The 18,203-nt window shown below is 73.4% G+C and carries 16 protein-coding genes; 10 read left to right on the top strand and 6 right to left on the bottom strand.

Features of this window, described 5'->3' with window-relative positions:
* Positions 1 to 18 precede the first annotated feature (18 nt).
* The 4 genes from ABD879_RS11375 (at position 19) to ABD879_RS11360 (ending at position 5,469) form a co-directional block, all read left to right on the top strand.
* The gene (locus tag ABD879_RS11375; RefSeq protein ID WP_345020284.1) at positions 19 to 1,137 is read left to right on the top strand and encodes a TetR/AcrR family transcriptional regulator; all 1,119 of its coding nucleotides are present in this window, start codon (positions 19 to 21) and stop codon (positions 1,135 to 1,137) included.
* A gap of 107 nt (positions 1,138 to 1,244) precedes the next feature.
* Positions 1,245 to 2,930, top strand: coding sequence for an AMP-binding protein (locus ABD879_RS11370; protein ID WP_345020282.1), 1,686 nt, complete (start codon positions 1,245 to 1,247; stop codon positions 2,928 to 2,930).
* Positions 2,927 to 4,585 (top strand): AMP-binding protein, encoded by a 1,659-nt coding sequence (locus ABD879_RS11365; RefSeq protein WP_345020279.1) that lies wholly within the window; start codon positions 2,927 to 2,929, stop codon positions 4,583 to 4,585. The genes ABD879_RS11370 and ABD879_RS11365 overlap by 4 nt, the downstream gene beginning before the upstream one ends.
* A gap of 41 nt (positions 4,586 to 4,626) precedes the next feature.
* Positions 4,627 to 5,469 carry a helix-turn-helix transcriptional regulator gene (locus ABD879_RS11360; protein ID WP_345020277.1) on the top strand — a complete coding sequence of 281 codons (843 nt, stop codon included), beginning with the start codon at positions 4,627 to 4,629 and terminating at the stop codon, positions 5,467 to 5,469.
* A gap of 289 nt (positions 5,470 to 5,758) precedes the next feature.
* Here ABD879_RS11360 and ABD879_RS11355 read toward each other — a convergent pair whose 3' ends face one another.
* From ABD879_RS11355 to ABD879_RS11340, 4 genes are all read right to left on the bottom strand, one after another.
* On the bottom strand, positions 5,759 to 6,979 hold the full coding sequence (locus ABD879_RS11355; protein ID WP_345020275.1) for a CU044_5270 family protein: 1,221 nt from the start codon (positions 6,977 to 6,979) through the stop codon (positions 5,759 to 5,761).
* A gap of 2 nt (positions 6,980 to 6,981) precedes the next feature.
* Positions 6,982 to 7,548, bottom strand: coding sequence for an RNA polymerase sigma factor (locus ABD879_RS11350; protein ID WP_345020272.1), 567 nt, complete (start codon positions 7,546 to 7,548; stop codon positions 6,982 to 6,984).
* 141 nt (positions 7,549 to 7,689) lie between these two features.
* Positions 7,690 to 9,003, bottom strand: a complete 1,314-nt coding sequence (locus ABD879_RS11345; protein WP_345020269.1) for an alanine racemase — start codon at positions 9,001 to 9,003, stop codon at positions 7,690 to 7,692.
* Between the two features lie 31 nt (positions 9,004 to 9,034).
* Positions 9,035 to 9,811, bottom strand: coding sequence for an ABC transporter permease (locus ABD879_RS11340; RefSeq protein WP_345020267.1), 777 nt, complete (start codon positions 9,809 to 9,811; stop codon positions 9,035 to 9,037).
* Between the two features lie 279 nt (positions 9,812 to 10,090).
* Between ABD879_RS11340 and ABD879_RS11335 the strand changes: the two genes are divergently transcribed.
* A complete protein-coding gene (locus ABD879_RS11335; protein ID WP_345020265.1) occupies positions 10,091 to 10,765 on the top strand; it encodes a polysaccharide deacetylase family protein in 675 nt (224 codons plus the stop codon).
* A 118-nt stretch (positions 10,766 to 10,883) separates the two neighbouring features.
* Here the strand turns inward: ABD879_RS11335 and ABD879_RS11330 are convergent, their stop codons facing one another.
* A complete protein-coding gene (locus tag ABD879_RS11330) occupies positions 10,884 to 11,261 on the bottom strand; it encodes an ArsR/SmtB family transcription factor (RefSeq protein ID WP_345020263.1) in 378 nt (125 codons plus the stop codon).
* An 88-nt stretch (positions 11,262 to 11,349) separates the two neighbouring features.
* On the opposite strand from ABD879_RS11330, the gene ABD879_RS11325 reads away from it, so the two are divergent.
* The 4 genes from ABD879_RS11325 (at position 11,350) to ABD879_RS11310 (ending at position 15,781) form a co-directional block, all read left to right on the top strand.
* Positions 11,350 to 12,630, top strand: a complete 1,281-nt coding sequence (locus ABD879_RS11325) for an MFS transporter (RefSeq protein WP_345020261.1) — start codon at positions 11,350 to 11,352, stop codon at positions 12,628 to 12,630.
* 178 nt (positions 12,631 to 12,808) lie between these two features.
* Positions 12,809 to 14,089, top strand: coding sequence for a sensor histidine kinase (locus ABD879_RS11320; protein ID WP_345020259.1), 1,281 nt, complete (start codon positions 12,809 to 12,811; stop codon positions 14,087 to 14,089).
* Positions 14,090 to 14,102: 13 nt separating this feature from the next.
* Positions 14,103 to 14,750 carry a LuxR C-terminal-related transcriptional regulator gene (locus ABD879_RS11315; protein ID WP_345020258.1) on the top strand — a complete coding sequence of 216 codons (648 nt, stop codon included), beginning with the start codon at positions 14,103 to 14,105 and terminating at the stop codon, positions 14,748 to 14,750.
* A gap of 140 nt (positions 14,751 to 14,890) precedes the next feature.
* The gene (locus ABD879_RS11310; protein WP_345020256.1) at positions 14,891 to 15,781 is read left to right on the top strand and encodes a hypothetical protein; all 891 of its coding nucleotides are present in this window, start codon (positions 14,891 to 14,893) and stop codon (positions 15,779 to 15,781) included.
* Positions 15,782 to 15,809: 28 nt separating this feature from the next.
* Here ABD879_RS11310 and ABD879_RS11305 read toward each other — a convergent pair whose 3' ends face one another.
* Positions 15,810 to 16,571, bottom strand: coding sequence for an enoyl-CoA hydratase/isomerase family protein (locus tag ABD879_RS11305; protein ID WP_345020255.1), 762 nt, complete (start codon positions 16,569 to 16,571; stop codon positions 15,810 to 15,812).
* Positions 16,572 to 16,924: 353 nt separating this feature from the next.
* Here ABD879_RS11305 and rho point away from each other — a divergent pair, with 353 nt between their 5' ends.
* On the top strand, positions 16,925 to 18,193 hold the full coding sequence (gene rho, locus ABD879_RS11300; protein WP_378271234.1) for a transcription termination factor Rho: 1,269 nt from the start codon (positions 16,925 to 16,927) through the stop codon (positions 18,191 to 18,193).
* The last annotated feature ends 10 nt before the right edge of the window (positions 18,194 to 18,203 follow it).

The following is an 18,203-nucleotide window of genomic DNA, read 5'->3' as shown; positions in this document are numbered from 1 at the left end:
CCCGAGTCCGGGTGGTGGGTGATCGTCGTCGGGGTGACGGTGTTCTTCATGGTCACCATGGGGCGGCTGGCCTCCGGCCTCGATCTTCCGGAGGAACTGCGCAGCAAGGTCGAGGAGCAGACCAGGCAGGGGCGGTGGGCGCTGTACATCGTCACGCCGCTGTTCTCGGCCGTCGTCCTGCTGGTGAACCTGCTGCGGCCCCAGCCGACACCGGAAATCCTGTTCCTGTACAGCGTCGTCTTCGCCGCCCTCCCGTTCGCCCTCTACCCCGTCCGCGGCCGGATCGTCCGGCACTACGTGGCCCAGCAGCAGAACCCCGACGCCGAGATCAGGCCCGACCGGCTGACGATGGTCTGGATCGGCGGTTTCCTGAGCACGGTGCTCCTGGTGGCCGTGATCGCGTCGATGGCGGCGACGTACCGGCCGAGCCAGCACCCGCCCCCCCACAGAAGCCGACAAGACAGCAAAAAAGTACATATACCGCATAGTTCTGCCGAGACCGGCAGACCTGGGAGCATGTCCGCCATGGCTCGGGAGATCGAGGCCCCCCGGAACGCGCGCAGCCGCCGGTCCCGGGCCGCCCTGCTGCGCGCCGCGCGCGAGCTGATCGAGGATCAGGGCGTCGAGGCGGTCACCATGGCCGCGGTCGCGGAACGCGCGGGCGTCACCCGCCGCGCCGTCTACCTGCACTTCCGCTCCCGCGGCGAGCTGATCACCGAGCTGTTCGGGCACATCAACGAGACCGAGGACCTGACCGGCCGGTTCGCCGCGATCGGCGACGCGCCGGACGCGGTGACCGCGCTGGACCGGTTCGCGCGGGCGCACGCCGAGTTCATGGCGCGCGTCCTGCCGGTCTCGCGGGCCGTCGAACGCGTCGCGCACACCGACCCCGACGCGGCCCGGCACTGGGAGACGACGCTGCTTTGGCGCTACGAGATCAACAAGGCGCTCATGCGGCGGCTGTACGACGAGGGCGTCCTGGCCCCCGGGTGGACGGTGGACACCGCCACCGACATGCTGCTCGCCCTCATCTCCAACGGGGTCACGCACACGCTGCTGGACGAGCGCGGCTGGAGCACCGAGCAGGTCGGCGAGCACATGTCCCGCGTCCTGCGTTCGACGTTCGTCGCACGCTGACGACCACCCGAAGCGACTACCCCCGTTCGGGGGTGGCGCGCATCACAGTCTTGCCCAACCATCCTCCTAACCAGGGTGCGACGGCCCGGGTACCGAGGAGGATTTGCATGGCGGCGGTGGAGTTCCGCGCGGCTCGCGACTTCTTGCTCGCCCATCGTGACGACTACGCGACGGCGTACGAGAAGTTCCGCTGGCCGGTGTTGACGGCCTTCAACTGGGCCTTGGACTGGTTCGACGAGATCGCCAAGGACAACGACCGGCCCGCCCTGTGGATCGTCGAGGAGGACGGCTCGGAGGCCAAGTACTCCTTCGCCGAGCTGTCGCGGCGCTCCAACCAGGTGGCCAACCGGCTGCGCGCGGCCGGGGTGCGGCGCGGCGACCGGATCATCGTCATGCTCGGCAACCAGGTGGAGCTGTGGGAGACGCTGCTGGCCGCCATCAAGCTGGGCGCGGTGATCATCCCGGCGACGCCGCTGCTCAGCCCCGCCGACCTGCGCGACCGGCTGGCGCGCGGCAAGGCCCGGCACGTCGTCGTGCGCTCGGCCGACACCGGCAAGTTCGACGGCATCGAGGGCGACTACACGCGCATCGCGGTCGGCGAGCCGGTCGACGGCTGGCTGCGGTACGCCACCGCCTACGAGGCCGACGACGTCTTCACCCCCTACGGCGCCACCCGCGCGAGCGACACGCTGCTGCTGTACTTCACCTCCGGCACGACCGCCCAGCCCAAGCTGGTGGAGCACACCCACGCCTCCTACCCGGCCGGTCACCTGTCGACGATGTACTGGATCGGGCTGCAGCCCGGCGACGTCCACCTCAACATCTCCTCGCCGGGCTGGGCCAAGCACGCCTGGAGCAACGTGTTCGCGCCGTGGAACGCCGAGGCGTGCGTGTTCATCTTCAACTACACGCGCTTCGACGCCGAACGGCTGCTGCGCGAGATGGACCGCTGCGGCGTGACGAGCTTCTGCGCCCCGCCCACCGTGTGGCGCATGCTGATCCAGGCCGACCTGGGCAGGCTCCAGTCCCCGCCGCGCGAGGTGGTCGCCGCGGGCGAGCCGCTCAACCCCGAGGTGATCGAACGGGTCCGCGAGGCGTGGGGCGTGACGATCCGGGACGGGTTCGGGCAGACCGAGACCACCGTCCAGATCGCCAACACCCCCGGCCAGCAGGTGCGGCCCGGGTCGATGGGCCGCCCGGTGCCCGGCTACCGCGTCACCCTGGTCGATCCGGTGACCGGCGAACCCGCCGACGAGGGCGAGATCTGCCTGGACCTGGACGAACGGCCGCTCGGCCTGATGGTCGGCTACCACGGCGACGCCGAGCGCACCGACGAGGCGATGGCCGCAGGCCGCTACCACACCGGCGACATCGGCGCCCGCGACGCCGACGGCTACATCACCTACGTGGGCCGCGCCGACGACGTGTTCAAGGCGTCCGACTACAAGATCTCCCCGTTCGAGCTGGAGAGCGTGCTGATCGAGCACGAGGCCGTCGCCGAGGCCGCCGTCGTGCCGTCGCCCGACCCGGTGCGGCTGGCGGTGCCCAAGGCGTACGTGACGCTGGCGGCGGGCTGGGAGCCGACCGCCGAGACCGCCGCCGCGATCTTCGCGCACAGCCGGGCGCAGCTGTCGCCGTACAAGCGCATCCGGCTGCTGGAGTTCACCGACGACCTGCCCAAGACCATCTCCGGCAAGATCCGCCGCGTGCAGCTGCGGGGCGACGAACTGGCCAAGCACCCCGACGCCGACGCCCGCCCGGCCGGCGAGTTCCGGGAGGAGGACCTGCGATGACCACGCGGACGACCGAGCTTTCGTACGCGTCCGGCCCCTCGGCCAAGCCGCTGCTGGGCGACACGATCGGCGCGAACTTCGACCGCACCGTGGCGCGCTTCCCCGACCGGGACGCGCTGATCGACCGCCCGACCTGGCGCCGCTGGACCTACGAGCAGCTGGCCGCCGAGGTGGACACCGTCGCGCTCGGCCTGGACGAGCTGGGGGTGCGCAAGGGCGACCGGGTCGGCATCTGGGCGCCCAACTGCGCCGAGTGGGTGATCGTCCAGTACGCCACCGCCAAGATCGGCGCGATTCTGGTCAACATCAACCCCGCCTACCGGGTGCACGAGCTGGAGTACGTGCTCAAGCAGGCGGGCGTGCGCACGCTGATCGCCGCGCCCGCGTTCAAGACCTCCGACTACGCCGCGATGATCGAGCAGGTGCGGCCGAACTGCCCCGACCTGCGCGACGTGCTGCTGCTCGGCGGGGACGACTGGCGGGCGCTGGCCGAGTCGGGACGCGCCGCCGACCCGGCGCGGCTGGCCGAGATCGCCGCCACGCTCGGCGCGGACGACCCGATCAACATCCAGTACACCAGCGGGACGACCGGGTTCCCCAAGGGCGCGACGCTGTCGCACCACAACATCCTCAACAACGGCTTCTTCGTCGGCGAGCTGTGCGGCTACGACGAGGAGGACCGCATCTGCGTGCCGGTGCCGTTCTACCACTGCTTCGGCATGGTGATGTGCAACCTGGCGGCCACCAGCCACGGCGCGTGCATCGTCATCCCGGCGCCGTCGTTCGACCCGCGCGCCACGCTGGAGGCGGTCGCCGCCGAGCGCTGCACCTCCCTGTACGGGGTGCCGACGATGTTCATCGCCGAGCTGAACGACCCGTCCTTCCCCACCCACGACCTGTCGTCGCTGCGCACCGGCATCATGGCCGGGTCGCCCTGCCCGGTCGAGGTGATGAAGCAGGTCATCGAGCGGATGGGCATGACCGAGGTGGCGATCTGCTACGGCATGACCGAGACCTCGCCCGTCTCCACCCAGACCCGCGCCGACGACTCGCTGGACCGGCGCGTGTCCACGGTCGGCACCGTGCACCCGCACCTGGAAATCAAGATCGTCGACCCGGAGACCGGGGTGACCGTGCCGCGCGGCACCCCCGGCGAGCTGTGCACCCGCGGCTACTCGGTGATGCTCGGCTACTGGAACGCCCCGGAGCAGACCGCCGAGGCCATCGACGCGGCCCGCTGGATGCACACCGGCGACCTGGCGGTGATGGACGCCGAGGGCTACGTCAACATCACCGGCCGGATCAAGGACATGGTGATCCGGGGCGGCGAGAACATCTACCCGCGCGAGATCGAGGAGTTCCTCTACACCCATCCCGACATCGTGGACGCGCAGGTCATCGGCGTGCCGGACGCCAAGTACGGGGAGGAGCTGATGGCCTGGGTGCGGCTGCGCCCCGGCGCCGAGCCGCTCACCGCCGAGGCGCTGCGCGAGTTCTGCACCGGCCGCCTGGCGCACTACAAGATCCCCCGGTACGTGCACGTGGTGGACGAGTTCCCGATGACCGTCACCGGCAAGGTCCGCAAGGTGCAGATGCGCGAGGAGGCCATCGAGATCCTCGGCCTGCAGGACGCGGCCGCCACCGAGCACGCCTGAAACCTGGCGGTCATCGCGCCGGTCAGGGCATGCTGGCGGACATGGGAGACGACGCGGGCGCGTTCCGCTCCTCCGTTCTGGCGCTGCACCGGGCGACGGGGCTGCCGGTGGTGTTCGGCGGCGCGCTGACCGGCCCGGAACGGCTGCGCATCAGCGAGCTGGTCGGCAACACCACCGACTCCCTGGCCGGCCTGGTCGTGCGGCAGGGGTCCGGGCTGGGCGGCAAGGCGATGGCCACGGGACGGCCGATGTGGGTCAGCGACTATCCGCACGCGCCGTCCATCACCCACGACTACGACAAGCCGGTGACGCACGAGGGCCTGCTGACGGTCCTGGCGATCCCGGTGGTGGTGCGGCGGCGGGTGCGCGGCGTGCTGTACGGGGCGCTGCGCGAGCCGCTCGGCCTGGCCGACCGGGTCGTGGCGGCGGCCGTGCAGACGGCCCGCGACCTGGAGCAGGAACTGGCGGTGCGGGACGCGGCCGACGAGGCGCTGGCCCGGGTGCGGCGCGAGGCCGCCGCCGACGAGCCGCAGGGCGCGGCGGCGCGCTGGGAGGAGGTCCGCGCGGTGCACGCCGAGCTGCGCGGGCTGGCCGACCAGGTCGCCGACCCGGCGCTGCGGAACCGGCTGCTGGCCGCCTCCACCCGGCTCGCCGCCGCCGGCGCCGGCGAATCCGGCGGCGGGCCGCGTCCGATGCTGTCGCCGCGCGAGCTGGACGTGCTGTCGTATGTGGCGGTCGGCTGCACCAACGCCGAGGCGGCGCAGCGCCTCGGGCTGCTGCCCGAGACCGTCAAGAGCTATCTGCGGTCGGCCATGCGCAAGCTGGACGCCCACACGCGCATGCAGGCCGTCGCCGCGGCCCGCCGCGCCGGCCTGCTCCCCTGATCGGGCGCACCGAGGATCGAGCGGCCCGGCGACGCGCTGCGGGGTGACGGCGCCCGCGGCGGCCGAACAGCTCGGCCCCCGCGGCGTGCTGCCGGCCGTGCGGTCGCCAAGCCCGCGCCGGGCCCCGATCGCTCGGCGGCGGCCATGGGCGGCTCCCATGGCGCCCGCCATCGTGCGTTCACGACGCTAACACTTCTACAGACAGGAGTGTTCGTAAGAATTCGCAAACGAGACGGCCGCACACGGCGGCGGATCACGTGATCCGCCGCCGTGTGCTATCGGCGACCGGTCACCTCGGCGGCGTGCCGGTCCACTCGGCGACCTCGAACACCTCGTAGGCGGCCAGCTCTCCCGGGCGGTGGAACCGGTCGGGCATGTCCTCGGCCGTCAACACGCGGGACTTGCCGTCGTCGCCCGCCGGGAGTCGGCGGCTGCCGCTCGGCGGGGTGACGACGAGGTCGCGGACGGCCAGCAGCCTCCCGCGGACGGCGTCGACGATCCACTGACGCCGGTACGTGCCGAGCTGCTTGGGGGCGGTGTAGATGCCGAGCGGGACGGTCGTCTCCAGCGGCAGCGAGATCACCGCTCCGGTGCGGCCCAGCGGGTCGGCCGCGGTGCCCTCGGCCTTGACGCCCGGCAGGGCGGCGAGCATCCGGAACGCCGCCGCCCGCACGCGCGGCGGCGTGGGCGCCGTGGACAGCAGCGTCGCGGCGACCTCGCTCAGCGCGCGGGTGCGTTCCTCACCGCGCAGGGCGCCGATGGGTTCCTGCCGAGTGTCGGAGGAGTACGCGCGCCAGTGGCCTTTCAGCTTCAGCAGGGCCTTCTCCAGCGCCCGGGGGTCGGTCGGCAGGGCGGCCACCTGCTTGGCCGACATGCCGAAGTACTCGGCGCCCGGTTCGAGCGTGCGCAGGGACGGCCGGTCGGCCGCGCCGGACGATTTCATGAACACGACCCCCGGCTCGCGTCCCTCGGGGTTGGGCACCTCCATCTGCGACGGGGACCCGGCCTGCCGCCACTTGCGCTCGTCCTCGGCCGTCAGCGGACGGCCGCCCAGGTCGACCAGCGCGAACTTCGTCGAGCCGTCCGGGGCGACCCAGACGACCCTCCGCTGCCGCACGTCGACCTTGTAGTGGTCCGCCGCGCTCTTGCCGACCGCGTAGACCTGCCCGAGGACGCTCTCGGTGTGCCAGTAGCGGCCGTTGGCCGCCGCCTTCTCCGCGTTCGACGCGGCGACCAGCAGCACGTTGCCCGGCACGGTGCGGCCGTCCCCGCCGCCCGAGTCCGCGCCCCCGCCGGACCCGCCGGAGACCGGCGAGACGGCGACCGTCGTCGCCGCGATCACGCCGGCGGTCGCCGCCGCGACCGCGCCCATCATCGGGATCCGCAGGCCGCGGCGCCGGCGGCGCGGTGCCCCCTCGGGGCGCCAGCCGGTGCGCAGGGCGATCCGCTCGGGGGGTTCCTCCTCGGCCAGCGAGGTGCGCATCCGCCGCAGGGCGTCCAGTTCATCCATCGTCAGTTCTCCTGAGGGAGGGCCTTGCGGAGCTTGATCCGGGCCCGGTGGATCTTGGCTTTGACGGTGCCGAGGGGCAGGTCGAGCGTCGTCGCGATCTCGGCGTACGACATCTCGCCCCAGGCGAGCAGCAGCACGAGGTGGCGTTCCTGGGCGCTCAGCGCGGCCAGCGCCCGGGCCAGGTGCGGGCCCAGCGCCGCGGCGGACGCGCGGTCGCTGGCCAGGTCGGCGATGCCGTCCTCGGCCGGGTCCACGCCGGTCCGGGCGAACGCCCGGTACATGCGGGTCTCCTGCCGGTGGTGCTTGGCGATCAGGTTGCTCGCGATGCCCCACAGCCACGCACCGAACTCGGCCCGCCCGTCGTACCTGCCGCGTTTGCGGAACGCGGTGGTGAACGTCTCGGCCACGATGTCGTCGGCGAGGGCGACGCCGAGGCGGCGTTTGACGTAGGCGTGGAGCCGCGGCGCGTAGCGGCGGAACAGCTCGCCGAACGCCTCGGGGGTTTCCAGGGAGGCGGCGACGATCCCCGCGTCGTCCCGCTCGTCCCGGGCATGACTCACCGTGGCCATGAGCCGGGGTGTCTCTTCATCGAGGGTGTCCTCCGCGTGTCGGGAGTGCTGACACCCCCTCTATCCCGATGCCCGCGGCCCGGTTGCCGGTGCGGAGGACACTGCCGGGCGGCCGGATCGTCACGGCCGGCCGCCCGGCTGTCAGAACCACGTCCGGATGAGGTCCACCACGGCGGGGGTGTCGGCGTCGGCGTCGTCCACGACGGGGATCAGCGTCCACTTGTCCAGCACCGTGCACGGGTGCGACGGCCCGAGCCGCACCACGTCGCCCACCCGCACGTCGGCGTCGCGGAGGAAGGCGTGCTGGTCGTTGAGGGCGGTCACGCGGGCGCCGGCGACGGGGGCGGTGCCCGCGCCGCGGACGAGCTGCGGCTCGGGAAGGCCCAGGTCGAACGACAGGTCGCGGCGTCCGGCGTCCAGCAGCGCCAGGGCGGGCTCGGGGCGCGACACCACGCGCGCCCACGCGTGCATCGCCGACCGCAGCCGCTCGCCGCGCCCGGTGCCGCGCGCGAACGGCGAGACGGACCGGTAGAAGCCGTCGTCGTGCACCACGTACGCGCCCGAGCGCAGCACCACCCGCGCGTCGAGCCCGCCGAGCACGTCCACCACCTGGTCGAAGAACGCGCTGCCGCCCGCCGACACGACCGGCTCGTCCACCTCGTAGGCCAGGCGCCCGTGCAGGGCGGCCATCCTGCGCAGGTAGGCGTCGACGGCGGCGCGCCCCTCGGCGGAGGCGTCGCGGGCGAGGGCGCCCTCGTATCCGGCGACGCCCGCCAGCCGCAGGGTCGGCGCCCTGCGCACGGCCGCGGCGACGGCCTCCGCCTCGCCGTCGTCGCGCAGTCCCGTCCGGCCGCCGGGCCCGCCCAGCTCGACGCACACGTCCACGGGACGCGACGCGCCCGCCGCGCGCAGCGCCCGGTCCATCAGCTCCACGGAGCGGACGGCGTCCACCCACGACAGGAACGTGAAGCCGGGGTCGCGGTCCAGTTCGCGCGACAGCCACGCCAGCCCGGCGGGGTCGAGCAGCGTGTTGGCCAGCACCACGTTCCGCACGCCGAACGCGCGGCCGACGCGCAGCTGGGGAAGGTTGGCCAGGGTGATGCCCCACGCCCCGGCGTCGAGCTGGCGGCGCCACAGCGCGGGCGCCATGGTCGTCTTGCCGTGCGGGGCCAGGTGCACGCCCGCCTCCGCGGTCCAGGACGCCATCAGGCGGATGTTGTGGTCCAGGGCCCCGGCGTCCAGGGTCAGCAGCGGCGTGCCGAAGTCGTCCAGTGTCGGCCGGGTGCGCAGGTACTCCTCGACGGTCGCGCCGTCCGCCGCGGCCGGGACCGCCTTGAACCGCCAGTCGAGCCGCTCGGCCCCGAGCGCGTCGACGGCCCGGTCGTCGATGGCCCGCTCGATGGCCCGGTCGATGACCCGCTCGTCGGTGGCCCGCTCGTCGATGCCCTTTCCCAATCCGACCTCCTCGATCGCATGACGCCAAGGGTCAGTACACCCGGTCCGGCCGCCTGTCGGGGCGGCGGTCGCGCAGGCGGCCGGCGGCCACCAGCTCCAAGGTGATGAGCACGGCGACCGCCTCGACCGCCAGCAGGCCGATCAGCACCAGCAGCTGGGTGGCGCCCGCCTCGATCGGGTCGGCGCCGCCGAGCAGCACGCCGACGAACGCGCCCGGCAGCGTGACCAGGCCGACCGTCCGGGTCTGGTCCAGCACCGGCACGAGCGCCAGCGCCCCGGCCGGCCGGCACACCTCCAGCGCCGCGTCCCGGGGCAGCATCCCGAGCGACAGCCCGGCCTCGTACTCGCCGCGCCTGGTGTGCAGCTCGTCGAGGGCGCGGCGGCCGGTCAGCGAGGTCGCGGTCATCGCGCCGCCGACGAAGATGCCCGCGATCGGCAGCACCGCGACCGGGCGCGGCGGGAGCACGCCGGAGGCCGGCAGCAGCGCCAGCACCGGCGCCACCCCCGCCACGATCGGCACCGCCGCCCACCAGGCGCGGCCGCGCGCCGACCCGGTGATGCGGCGGCCCGCCGTGGCCGTCGCGACCACCACCATCCCGGCGATGAACAGGCCCGTCCATCCGGCGCTGCCGAGCACCGCCGCGATCAGCAGCGACACGGCGGCCAGCTGCAGCGCCGCGCGCACCGCGGCGACCGCGACCTGCCGGCTCGACCCGAGGCGGCCGAGCCGCACCAGCAGCGCCGCGACGGCCGTCAGCGCCACCAGCACCAGCCCCAGCAGCGGGCCGACCGAAGGTGCCGCGCTCATCCCTGTCACCTCCCGCGCGCCGCCACCCTCCCGTCACCAGAGGATCATCTGTCGGCGAAACCGCTGTGATCCGATTACACCGGCGTGACCCCTGGGGTCACCGCTAACGTGGAGCTTGTGGGGCAAATCCAACTCAACATGACTTCTCGGCGTAGGGCACTGTGGCTCTTGGGCGCGGCCGGTCTCGCGGCCCTCAGCGCCGACGGCGTCCGGCACGGCGCGGCATCCACCCGGACGGCCGCCCCACCCTCCGACCAGGTCGCCCAGGGGCGACCGGCCGTGCATACCCCTACCCCGACGCCGACCCCTACCCCCCGTCCGCCCGCCTGGACGCAGTCGCCGCTCACCGCGGTCAACACCCCGATCCGCGAGCTGACCGACCTGTCCCCGGCGCCGCCGCCGAACACGATCGCGCTCACCATCGACGACGGCCCGCACCCCGAGTACACGCCGCAGGTGCTCGATGTGCTCGCCGAGCACCAGGTCACCGCGACGTTCTTCATGATCGGCGAGCAGGTCAAGGAGTACCCCCGGCTGGCCCGCCGCATCGCCGACGCCGGCCACCAGGTGTGCAACCACACCATGACGCACCCGCTGTCGATCACCAACCTGTCGGCCAAGCGGCTGCGCAAGGAGATCGTCGACGCGCACGACAGCATCGCCCAGGTGACCGGCATCGTGCCGACGTTCTTCCGCTCCCCCGGCGGCGCCTGGTCCAAGCGCGTCCTGGACATGACCGCCGAACACAACATGCTGCCGGTGGACTGGGCCGTCGATCCCCGGGACTGGACCCGTCCCGGCGTGGCGCGCATCCGCAGGACGCTCGTCGCCTCGAAGGCGGGGAACATCATGCTGTGCCATGACGGCGGCGGCGACCGCTCCCAGACCGTGGCGGCGCTCCGCAAGGCCATCCCCGCGCTGAAGAAGCGCGGCCTGACGTTCGTCGCTCTCTGACCCCCGCTCCCGCGAAGCCCCGCCGCGACGCGCTCCGGCCGTCGCGGCGGCCCTGTCGGCGCGGCTCGGGGTGCCGCGCGGCCGCTGCGCCGTGAACGTCGCGCCGGAAGGGAGATGGTCAGGCGTCGGGCGGCGTCCAGGCGGCCACGAGCGCGAGCAGGCCGGGGAAGCGGGCCTCGATGTCGTCGACGCGGACATGGCTGCGGCGTTCGAGGCCGTACTGGCGCTGGCGGATCAGCCCCGCCTCGCGCAGCGCCCGGAAGTGGTGCGTGAGCGAGGACTTGGGGCGGTCGAAGCCGAACCAGCCGCACGGGTGGTCGAACTCCTGGCGTTCGAGCAGCAGCCTGCGCACGATCTCCAGGCGCAGCGGATCGCTGAGCGCCGCCATGACGCGGTCGAGGCGCAGGTCGGCGACGTCCGGTTCGGGCAGCGGGTCCGGCAGGTCCGGCGGTTCGGGGACCTCGACGAACGGGCCCGGTGACACGGCCTGCCGCATGCGCTCCTCCTCGTGCCCGCACTCGCCCCTTGTACGAGTTCAATCGTACTGCATGCTAAGTTCGAGAAAACTCGTACAAGGAGGTCGTATGGCTGAAACGACGCCCGCCCCGCAACCCGCCGGAGCGGCACCCACGCGCTGGGTGTGGCTGGCGGCCTGGCCGGTGACGGCGGTGTTCGTGCTGTCGAACGCGGCCACGCCGCTGTACGTGCTGTGGCAGCGCGACATCGGCTTCTCCCGCGGCACGCTGACGGTGGTCTTCGCCTGCTACATCGCCGGGCTGCTGGGATCGCTGCTGGTGTCCGGCGTGGCCGCCGACCGGTTGGGACGCCGTCCCGTGCTGCTGCCCGCGCTCGCCCTCGCGGTGACCGCCTGCCTGGTCTTCGCCACCGCGTCGTCGGTGGCCGCGCTGGTCGTCGCGCGGCTGTGCACGGGCATCGCGGTGGGCGCGGTCGTGTCCGCGGGCATGGCCGCGGTGACCGACGTGGCGGGACCGGGCCGCGACCGGCTGGCGGCCCTGCTCGCCTCGTGCGCGATGGTGTCCGGCGCCGGGCTCGGCCCGCTGCTGGCGGGCGTGCTGTCGGAGACGCTCCCCGCGCCGACCGTCACCGTGTTCGCCGTGGAGGCGGTGCTGCTGGCGACGGCGATCCTGGTCGTGTGGCGGATGCCGCTGCCGCGCGCCGCCGCGCCCGCGTCCGGCGGCTCCTGGGTGCGCGCGCCGAGGGTGCCGCGCGGTGACGGGTGGCGGCTCGCGCTCGGCGTCGCGGTGTTCGCGCCCGGTATCACCGCGACCTCGTTCGTGCTGTCACTCGGACCGTCCCTGCTGGCCGGGCTGCTCGGCACGGCGAACCGGATCGTCGCCGGGCTGACCGCGTTCGTGATGTTCGCCGCCGCGACCGGCGTGCAGTTCGCGGTGCGGGGCCTGCGCAGGCACGCGGTGCTGGCGGCCGGGGCGGCGAGCACGACGCTCGGCATGGCGTCGCTGGCCGTCGCCGTGCACACCGCATCGGTCGCCGCCCTGGTCGCCGCCGCGCTGCTGGCGGGGGCGGGCCAGGGCATGGGGCAGCTCGGCGGGCTGTCGCTGCTGAACTCCAGCGTCCCGCCGAGCCGCCTGGCCGAGGCTAACGCGGCGTTCAACGTCGGCGGCTACGTGCCCGCCGGGCTGCTGCCGGTGGCGTCCGGCTACCTCAGCGACGCCGTGGGGCTGACGGCCGGCGCGACCGTCTTCGCCGCCGTCCTCGCCGCGCTCGCCGTCGCCGGCGGGGTCTGCGTGCTCCTGCGCCGTTCGGTCGCGTCGCCCGCGGCCGACCCGTCACCGACGAACGCGCGGGGCGGCGGTCAGCCCTCCAGGAAGGCCGACAGGCCCTGACCTCCCTTTCCGCCCGGCACCGGCACGAAGCCGTGCGGGCCGGCCCTCGCGTATGTTGACCGCGGCGGTGCACCTAGGTACACCCCCGGTTCGGGGCTCGGAGACACTGTGCCGACGGCCGTCCTGCCGGACACTTGAGCCATACGGCGAATGCGGAGGGATTCCGGTGGACGGCGAAGTGAGGCAACGCACCTGGTGGGCCCGGTGGGCCATGGCGCCCTGGCGCGGACTGTGGACATGGCTGCTGTGGCTCCCCGGCCTACTGCTGCTGACGACGCTCAACAGCGCGTTGACGCTGATACCCGTCGGCATCGGTCTGCTGCTGATGGTGCCCGTGCTGGTCTGGGCGCGGTCGCTGGCCGACCTCTACCGCAAAGAGATCAACAAGTGGACGGACACCCGGATCGAGCGCCCCTACCTGCCCGCGCCCGAACCGGAGCCCGGCCTCATGGGGCTGCTGCACCGGCTCAAGTGGCTGGTGTCCGATCCGGCCACATGGCGCGACCTGCTGTGGCTGACCGTCGCCCCGTTCGCGGGGGTGGTCACCGCGGCGCTGCCCGCCCTGCTCATCCTGTACGGGGCGTGGGGCTGGCTGCTCGCCGGAGGCATGGCCGAGGTCATCACCGCCCACGGCGGCCAGGAGTGGTACGGCTTCGTCCGGATCGACGACGCGAGCGCCTTCGACGCCTCCGTGGAGCCGGCCACCGCGGTCCTCGGCACGGTCTTCATCGCCGCCGGCTTCCTGACCGGGCCGAAGCTGCTCGACGTGCACGGGCGGTGGGCGCGGGCGATGCTCGGCCCCACCGAGGCGTCGCGGCTCAAGCTGCGCGTCCAGCACCTCACCGAGACCCGGTCGGACGCCGTGGACGCCTCCGCCGCCGAACTGCGCCGCATCGAACGCGACCTGCACGACGGCGCGCAGGCCCGGCTCGTGGCCATGGGCATGAGCCTCGGCGCGATCGAGCACCTGCTCGACAAGGACCCGGAGAAGGCCCGCGTCCTGCTGGCCGAGGCGCGCGAGGCGTCGGCGACGGCGCTGCGCGAGCTGCGCGACCTGGTGCGCGGCATCCACCCGCCCGTGCTGGCCGACCGGGGCCTGGCCGACGCGGTGCGCGCCCTCGCCCTGGACCTGCCGCTGAAGGTGGAGACCGACATCGAGCTGGCCGGGCGGCCCGAACCGCCGGTGGAGTCGGCCGCCTACTTCGCCGTCTCGGAGGTCCTCGCCAACGCGGTCAAGCACTCGGGCGCAAGCCGGGTCTGGCTGGACATGCGGTACAACGACGGCATGCTGCGCATCACCATCACCGACGACGGGCGGGGCGGCGCGTCCCCGGAGAACGGCTCGGGACTGCGCGGCATCGAGCGCCGACTCGGTACATTCGACGGCGTCCTCGCCCTCAGCTCGCCCGCGGGCGGTCCGACGATCGTGACGATGGAGCTGCCGTGCACGCTGACGTGACCGCGGCCCGCTGATGCGGGTCGTACTCGCCGAAGACCAGGCCCTGCTGCGGGAGGGCCTGGTCAGCCTGCTGGAAGCCGGCGGCCTGCGGATCGCCGCCGCGGTCGACAACGGCCCGTCGCTGCTCAAGGCGCTGCTGGAGCACCGGCCCGACGTGGCCGTGGTGGACGTGCGGCTGCCGCCGTCCTTCACCGACGAGGGGCTGCGGGTCGTGCTGGAGGCGCGCCGCCACATCCCCGGTCTGCCGGTGCTCGTCCTGTCGCAGTACGTGGAGCGGCTGTACGCGCGCGAGCTGCTGGCCGACGGGACGGGCGGCATCGGCTACCTGCTGAAGGACCGGGTGTTCGACGCGGCCCAGTTCGTCGACGCGGTCCGGCGGGTGGCGGCCGGCGGCACCGCGATGGACCCGGAGGTCATCTCGCGGCTGGTCGCCCGCGGCGCCGACGACGACCCGCTGGCCCGGCTCACCCCCCGCGAGCTGGAGGTGCTGGAGCTGATGGCGCAGGGCCGCTCCAACGCCGCGATCGCCCAGCGGCTCGTCATCACCGAACGCGCGGTCGTCAAGCACACCGCCAACATCTTCGGCAAGCTCGGCCTGGCGGTGTCCGACGACGACAACCGCCGCGTGCTGGCCGTCCTCGCCTACCTCGACAGCCGCTGAACCCCCCGTCGGGCGCGTCCGGCCGTGCGCCAGGACCGTAAATTTTGGCAGGCAGACCGGCCCCGACGTGGTTTCGGGCTGTCGCGGCCGACAGACGGTGCACTATCTTTCAGGCGAGCAAAGCCCTTTGGGGGGCCGCCATGACCGCGATTCTCGTCCTGCTCTGCCTGGCGATCGCCGGCCTCGAACTGTACCTGGCCTTCGAACGCAGGCGTCCGTCGTCCGCACCCGAGCTCGCCGACATCCGCACCCGGCTGTCGGCGCTCAAGCACACCCGCGACGACCTGACGCGCCTGCGCACCGACCTGGACCGGCTCGCCGACGGCCACGCCGCGCACGACCAAGCGCTGCAGGACGCCGACGCGCGCATCCGCTCCCTCGTCGCGCAGATCAACGAACGGGTGCTGCCCGAGGTCACCGCCCGCCTGACCGAGCAGCGCGAGACCGTCGACCGGCTCGCGGACGAGGTCGCCCGGCTGCGCGGCCACCTGGTGGCCCGCCTCGACCAGGCGGTGGCCGCCTCCCTCGGCGCCGACCCGGTGGACACCGTCGCGGGCACCGTCACCCCGTCGCCGCCCGACCTCGCCGACACCTACGAGCGCTTCGCCCGCCACCTCGGCCTGGGCGTCGAGCTGCGGTCTCCGCTGGACGACGGCACCCGCTACCACCTGTCAGGCCGCAGCCCCCGCGCCCTGGAACGCGACTTCTTCGACCTGCTCAACACGCTCCGAGACGAGACCGCACAGCGCCGCGGCACCGACCGCGGCGCGGACGAAGGCCCGCATGCTCTGCGACCGCTGTTGGAGACCGCCCGGCAGATGCTCGCCTGCCTGGGCTCGCTGGATTCCGGGGGCGTGCAGCTCGGGCCGCTGGTCGTCGTGCGGGACCGGGACGGTCTGCTGTGCGGTGTGCTGTCGCTGGCCGAGCTGCGTCACGGCACGGTCGTCGACATGCTGCACGACCTTCCCGAGGCGGCCGCCCAGCTGCGGAGACTCCCGCAGGGCCGGTTCTGCCGCCTGCCCGTCCCCTGACGCGCCCCGCGCCCGCGGCCCGATGTGCTCAGCGAGTGGGGGTCCAGGTGAAGTGAGGAGGGCGGTTCTCCAGGAAGGCGGCGACGCCCTCGTCCGCCTCGCCGGAGGCGGCGGCCTCCGCCTGCCAGGTCCGCGTCAGCTCGTCGATGGGTTCGCCGACGGCGGCGGCGTCGACGATCTGCTTGGCGGCGTGCTGGGTGAGCAGGGAGCGGGACGCCAGGGTCGCGGCGAACTCGGCCACGCGGGCGTGCACGTCGCCCGCGACGACCTCGTCGACGAACCCGATGCGCAGGGCGTGGGCGGCGTCGACCAGGTCCGCCGAGTAGAGCAGGTACTTGGCGGCGGACGGGCCGACCAGGCGGACCAGGCGGGCGGTGGCCGAGGCCGGGTAGACCAGGCCGAGCCGGGCCGGGGTGACGCCGAACCGGGCGGACGAGGCGGCGAAGCGCAGGTCGCAGGCGGCGGCGAGCTGGCAGCCGCCGCCGACGCAAAAGCCCTCGATCGCGGCGATCGTGGGCTTGGGGAAGGCGGCCAGCGCGGTTTCGGCCACCGTGGAGGGGTGGCCGCGGTGCCGGGCGTCGGTCAGCTCGGAGATGTCGGCGCCCGCGCAGAAGTCGCCGCCCGCGCCGGTGACCACGACGGCGCGGACGGCCGGGTCGGCGGCCAGCCCGTCCAGCAGCCGGGGCAGCTCCAGCCACATGTCGCGCGTCATGGCGTTGCGCTTGTCCGGACGGTCGATGGTGATCGTCCCGACGCCCGCGGCGGCGTCGACGGCATGCCGCAGTCCCATCCTTCACCTTCCGTGTCGGCCCCGGGCAATCGTACGGATCCCGGTGCCCGGCGCCGCCTCCGGGACGAGCCGTTCCCCCGGCGGGCGGCCCGCCCGCCCGCTCGGCGGGAATGCCGGCGGGGCCGCGTGTGCTTTAATGAGAAGGAGACTTGTGTTTCCGCCCGATGTTCGACTGGCGGCACCCAGCGTTCTTCTCCGCCCGGGCCATCTGAGAGTCCGGTGTTGTTGTCGAACGGCCCGATTTGACGGGTCGGTTCCTCCTTCCGCTCCCGCAGATGCGTAGAACCGAGATGACGGGAGCCGTCTCCGGGTGACGCGGCCCGTGCGCCGACACCCACCCAGAAGGGAATTTCATGCCCGCAACCGCAACCCTCACTTCAGAAACCCGCACTTCAGAAACCCGCACTTCAGAAACCCGCACCGCCCAGAGCACGCCCGCCGCCGCACGGCGTCCCGCGCCCCGCACGGCGAGGCGGACCCGCGTCCCCCGGCAGACCGAAGACCAGCCGGCCGTCCCGTTCCAGGGCGTCCTCGACGTGCGCGACAAGCACGCGTTCGTGCGGGTCGCCGGCTACACGCCCGGCCCCGGCGACGTGCACGTCCAGCTCGCCCAGGTCAAGGCCCACCACCTGCGCCCCGGCGACATCGTCTCCGGGACGGCGCGGCCGCCCCGGCAGGAGGGCCGCGACAAGCACCCGTCCCTGGTGGAGGTGCACACCGTCAACGGCATGCCCGCCCGGGAGGCGGCGCGGCGGCCCAGGTTCGCCGAGCTGACGCCGCTGTTCCCGAACGAGCGGCTGCGCCTGGACACCGGCGCCATGGCCACCCGCGTCATCGACCTGGTCGCGCCCATCGGCAAGGGGCAGCGCGGCCTCATCGTGTCGCCGCCCAAGGTCGGCAAGACGATGATCCTGCAGGCGCTCGCGCACGCCATCTCCGTCAACAACCCCGAGTGCCACCTGATGGTGCTGCTCATCGACGAGCGGCCCGAGGAGGTCACCGACATGCGGCGGTCCGTCCGCGGGGAGGTGCTGCACTCCACGTTCGACAGCCCCGTCGAGGAGCACGTGGCCCTGGCCGAGCTGGCCGTCGAACGGGCCAAGCGGCTCGTCGAGCAGGGCCTGGACGTGGTGGTGATGCTGGACTCCATCACGCGCCTGGGCCGCGCCTACAACCTGCTGGCCCCGTCCAACGGGCGCGTTCTGGCGGGCGGTGTGGCGACGAGCGCCCTGTACCCGCCCAAGAGGTTCTTCGGGGCCGCCCGCAACATCGAGAACGGCGGCTCCCTGACGATCCTGGCCACCGCGCTGGTCGAGACCGGCTCCCGCATGGACGAGGTGTTCTTCGAGGAGTACAAGGGCACCGGCAACATGGAGCTCAAGCTGGACCGGGGCCTGGCCGACAAGCGCGTGTTCCCCGCCGTGGACGTGGAGGCGTCCGGTACGCGGCGCGAGGAGCTGCTGATGTCCCCCGAGGAGCTGGAGCTGTCGTGGCGGCTGCGCCGGGCCCTGCAGGGGCTCGACCGGCAGCAGGCCGTCGAGGTGCTCATGGAGCGGATGAAGGGCACCTCGTCCAACGCCGAGCTCCTGCTGCGCATGCGGCAGGGCGACGCCGCCGCCTGAGCGCGGGCGT

Origin of the sequence: Actinomadura keratinilytica, assembly GCF_039539665.1 — a bacterium.
GTDB classification, from domain to species: Bacteria; Actinomycetota; Actinomycetes; order Streptosporangiales; family Streptosporangiaceae; genus Spirillospora; species Spirillospora keratinilytica.
This window is presented reverse-complemented; position numbering and strand designations above follow the sequence as displayed.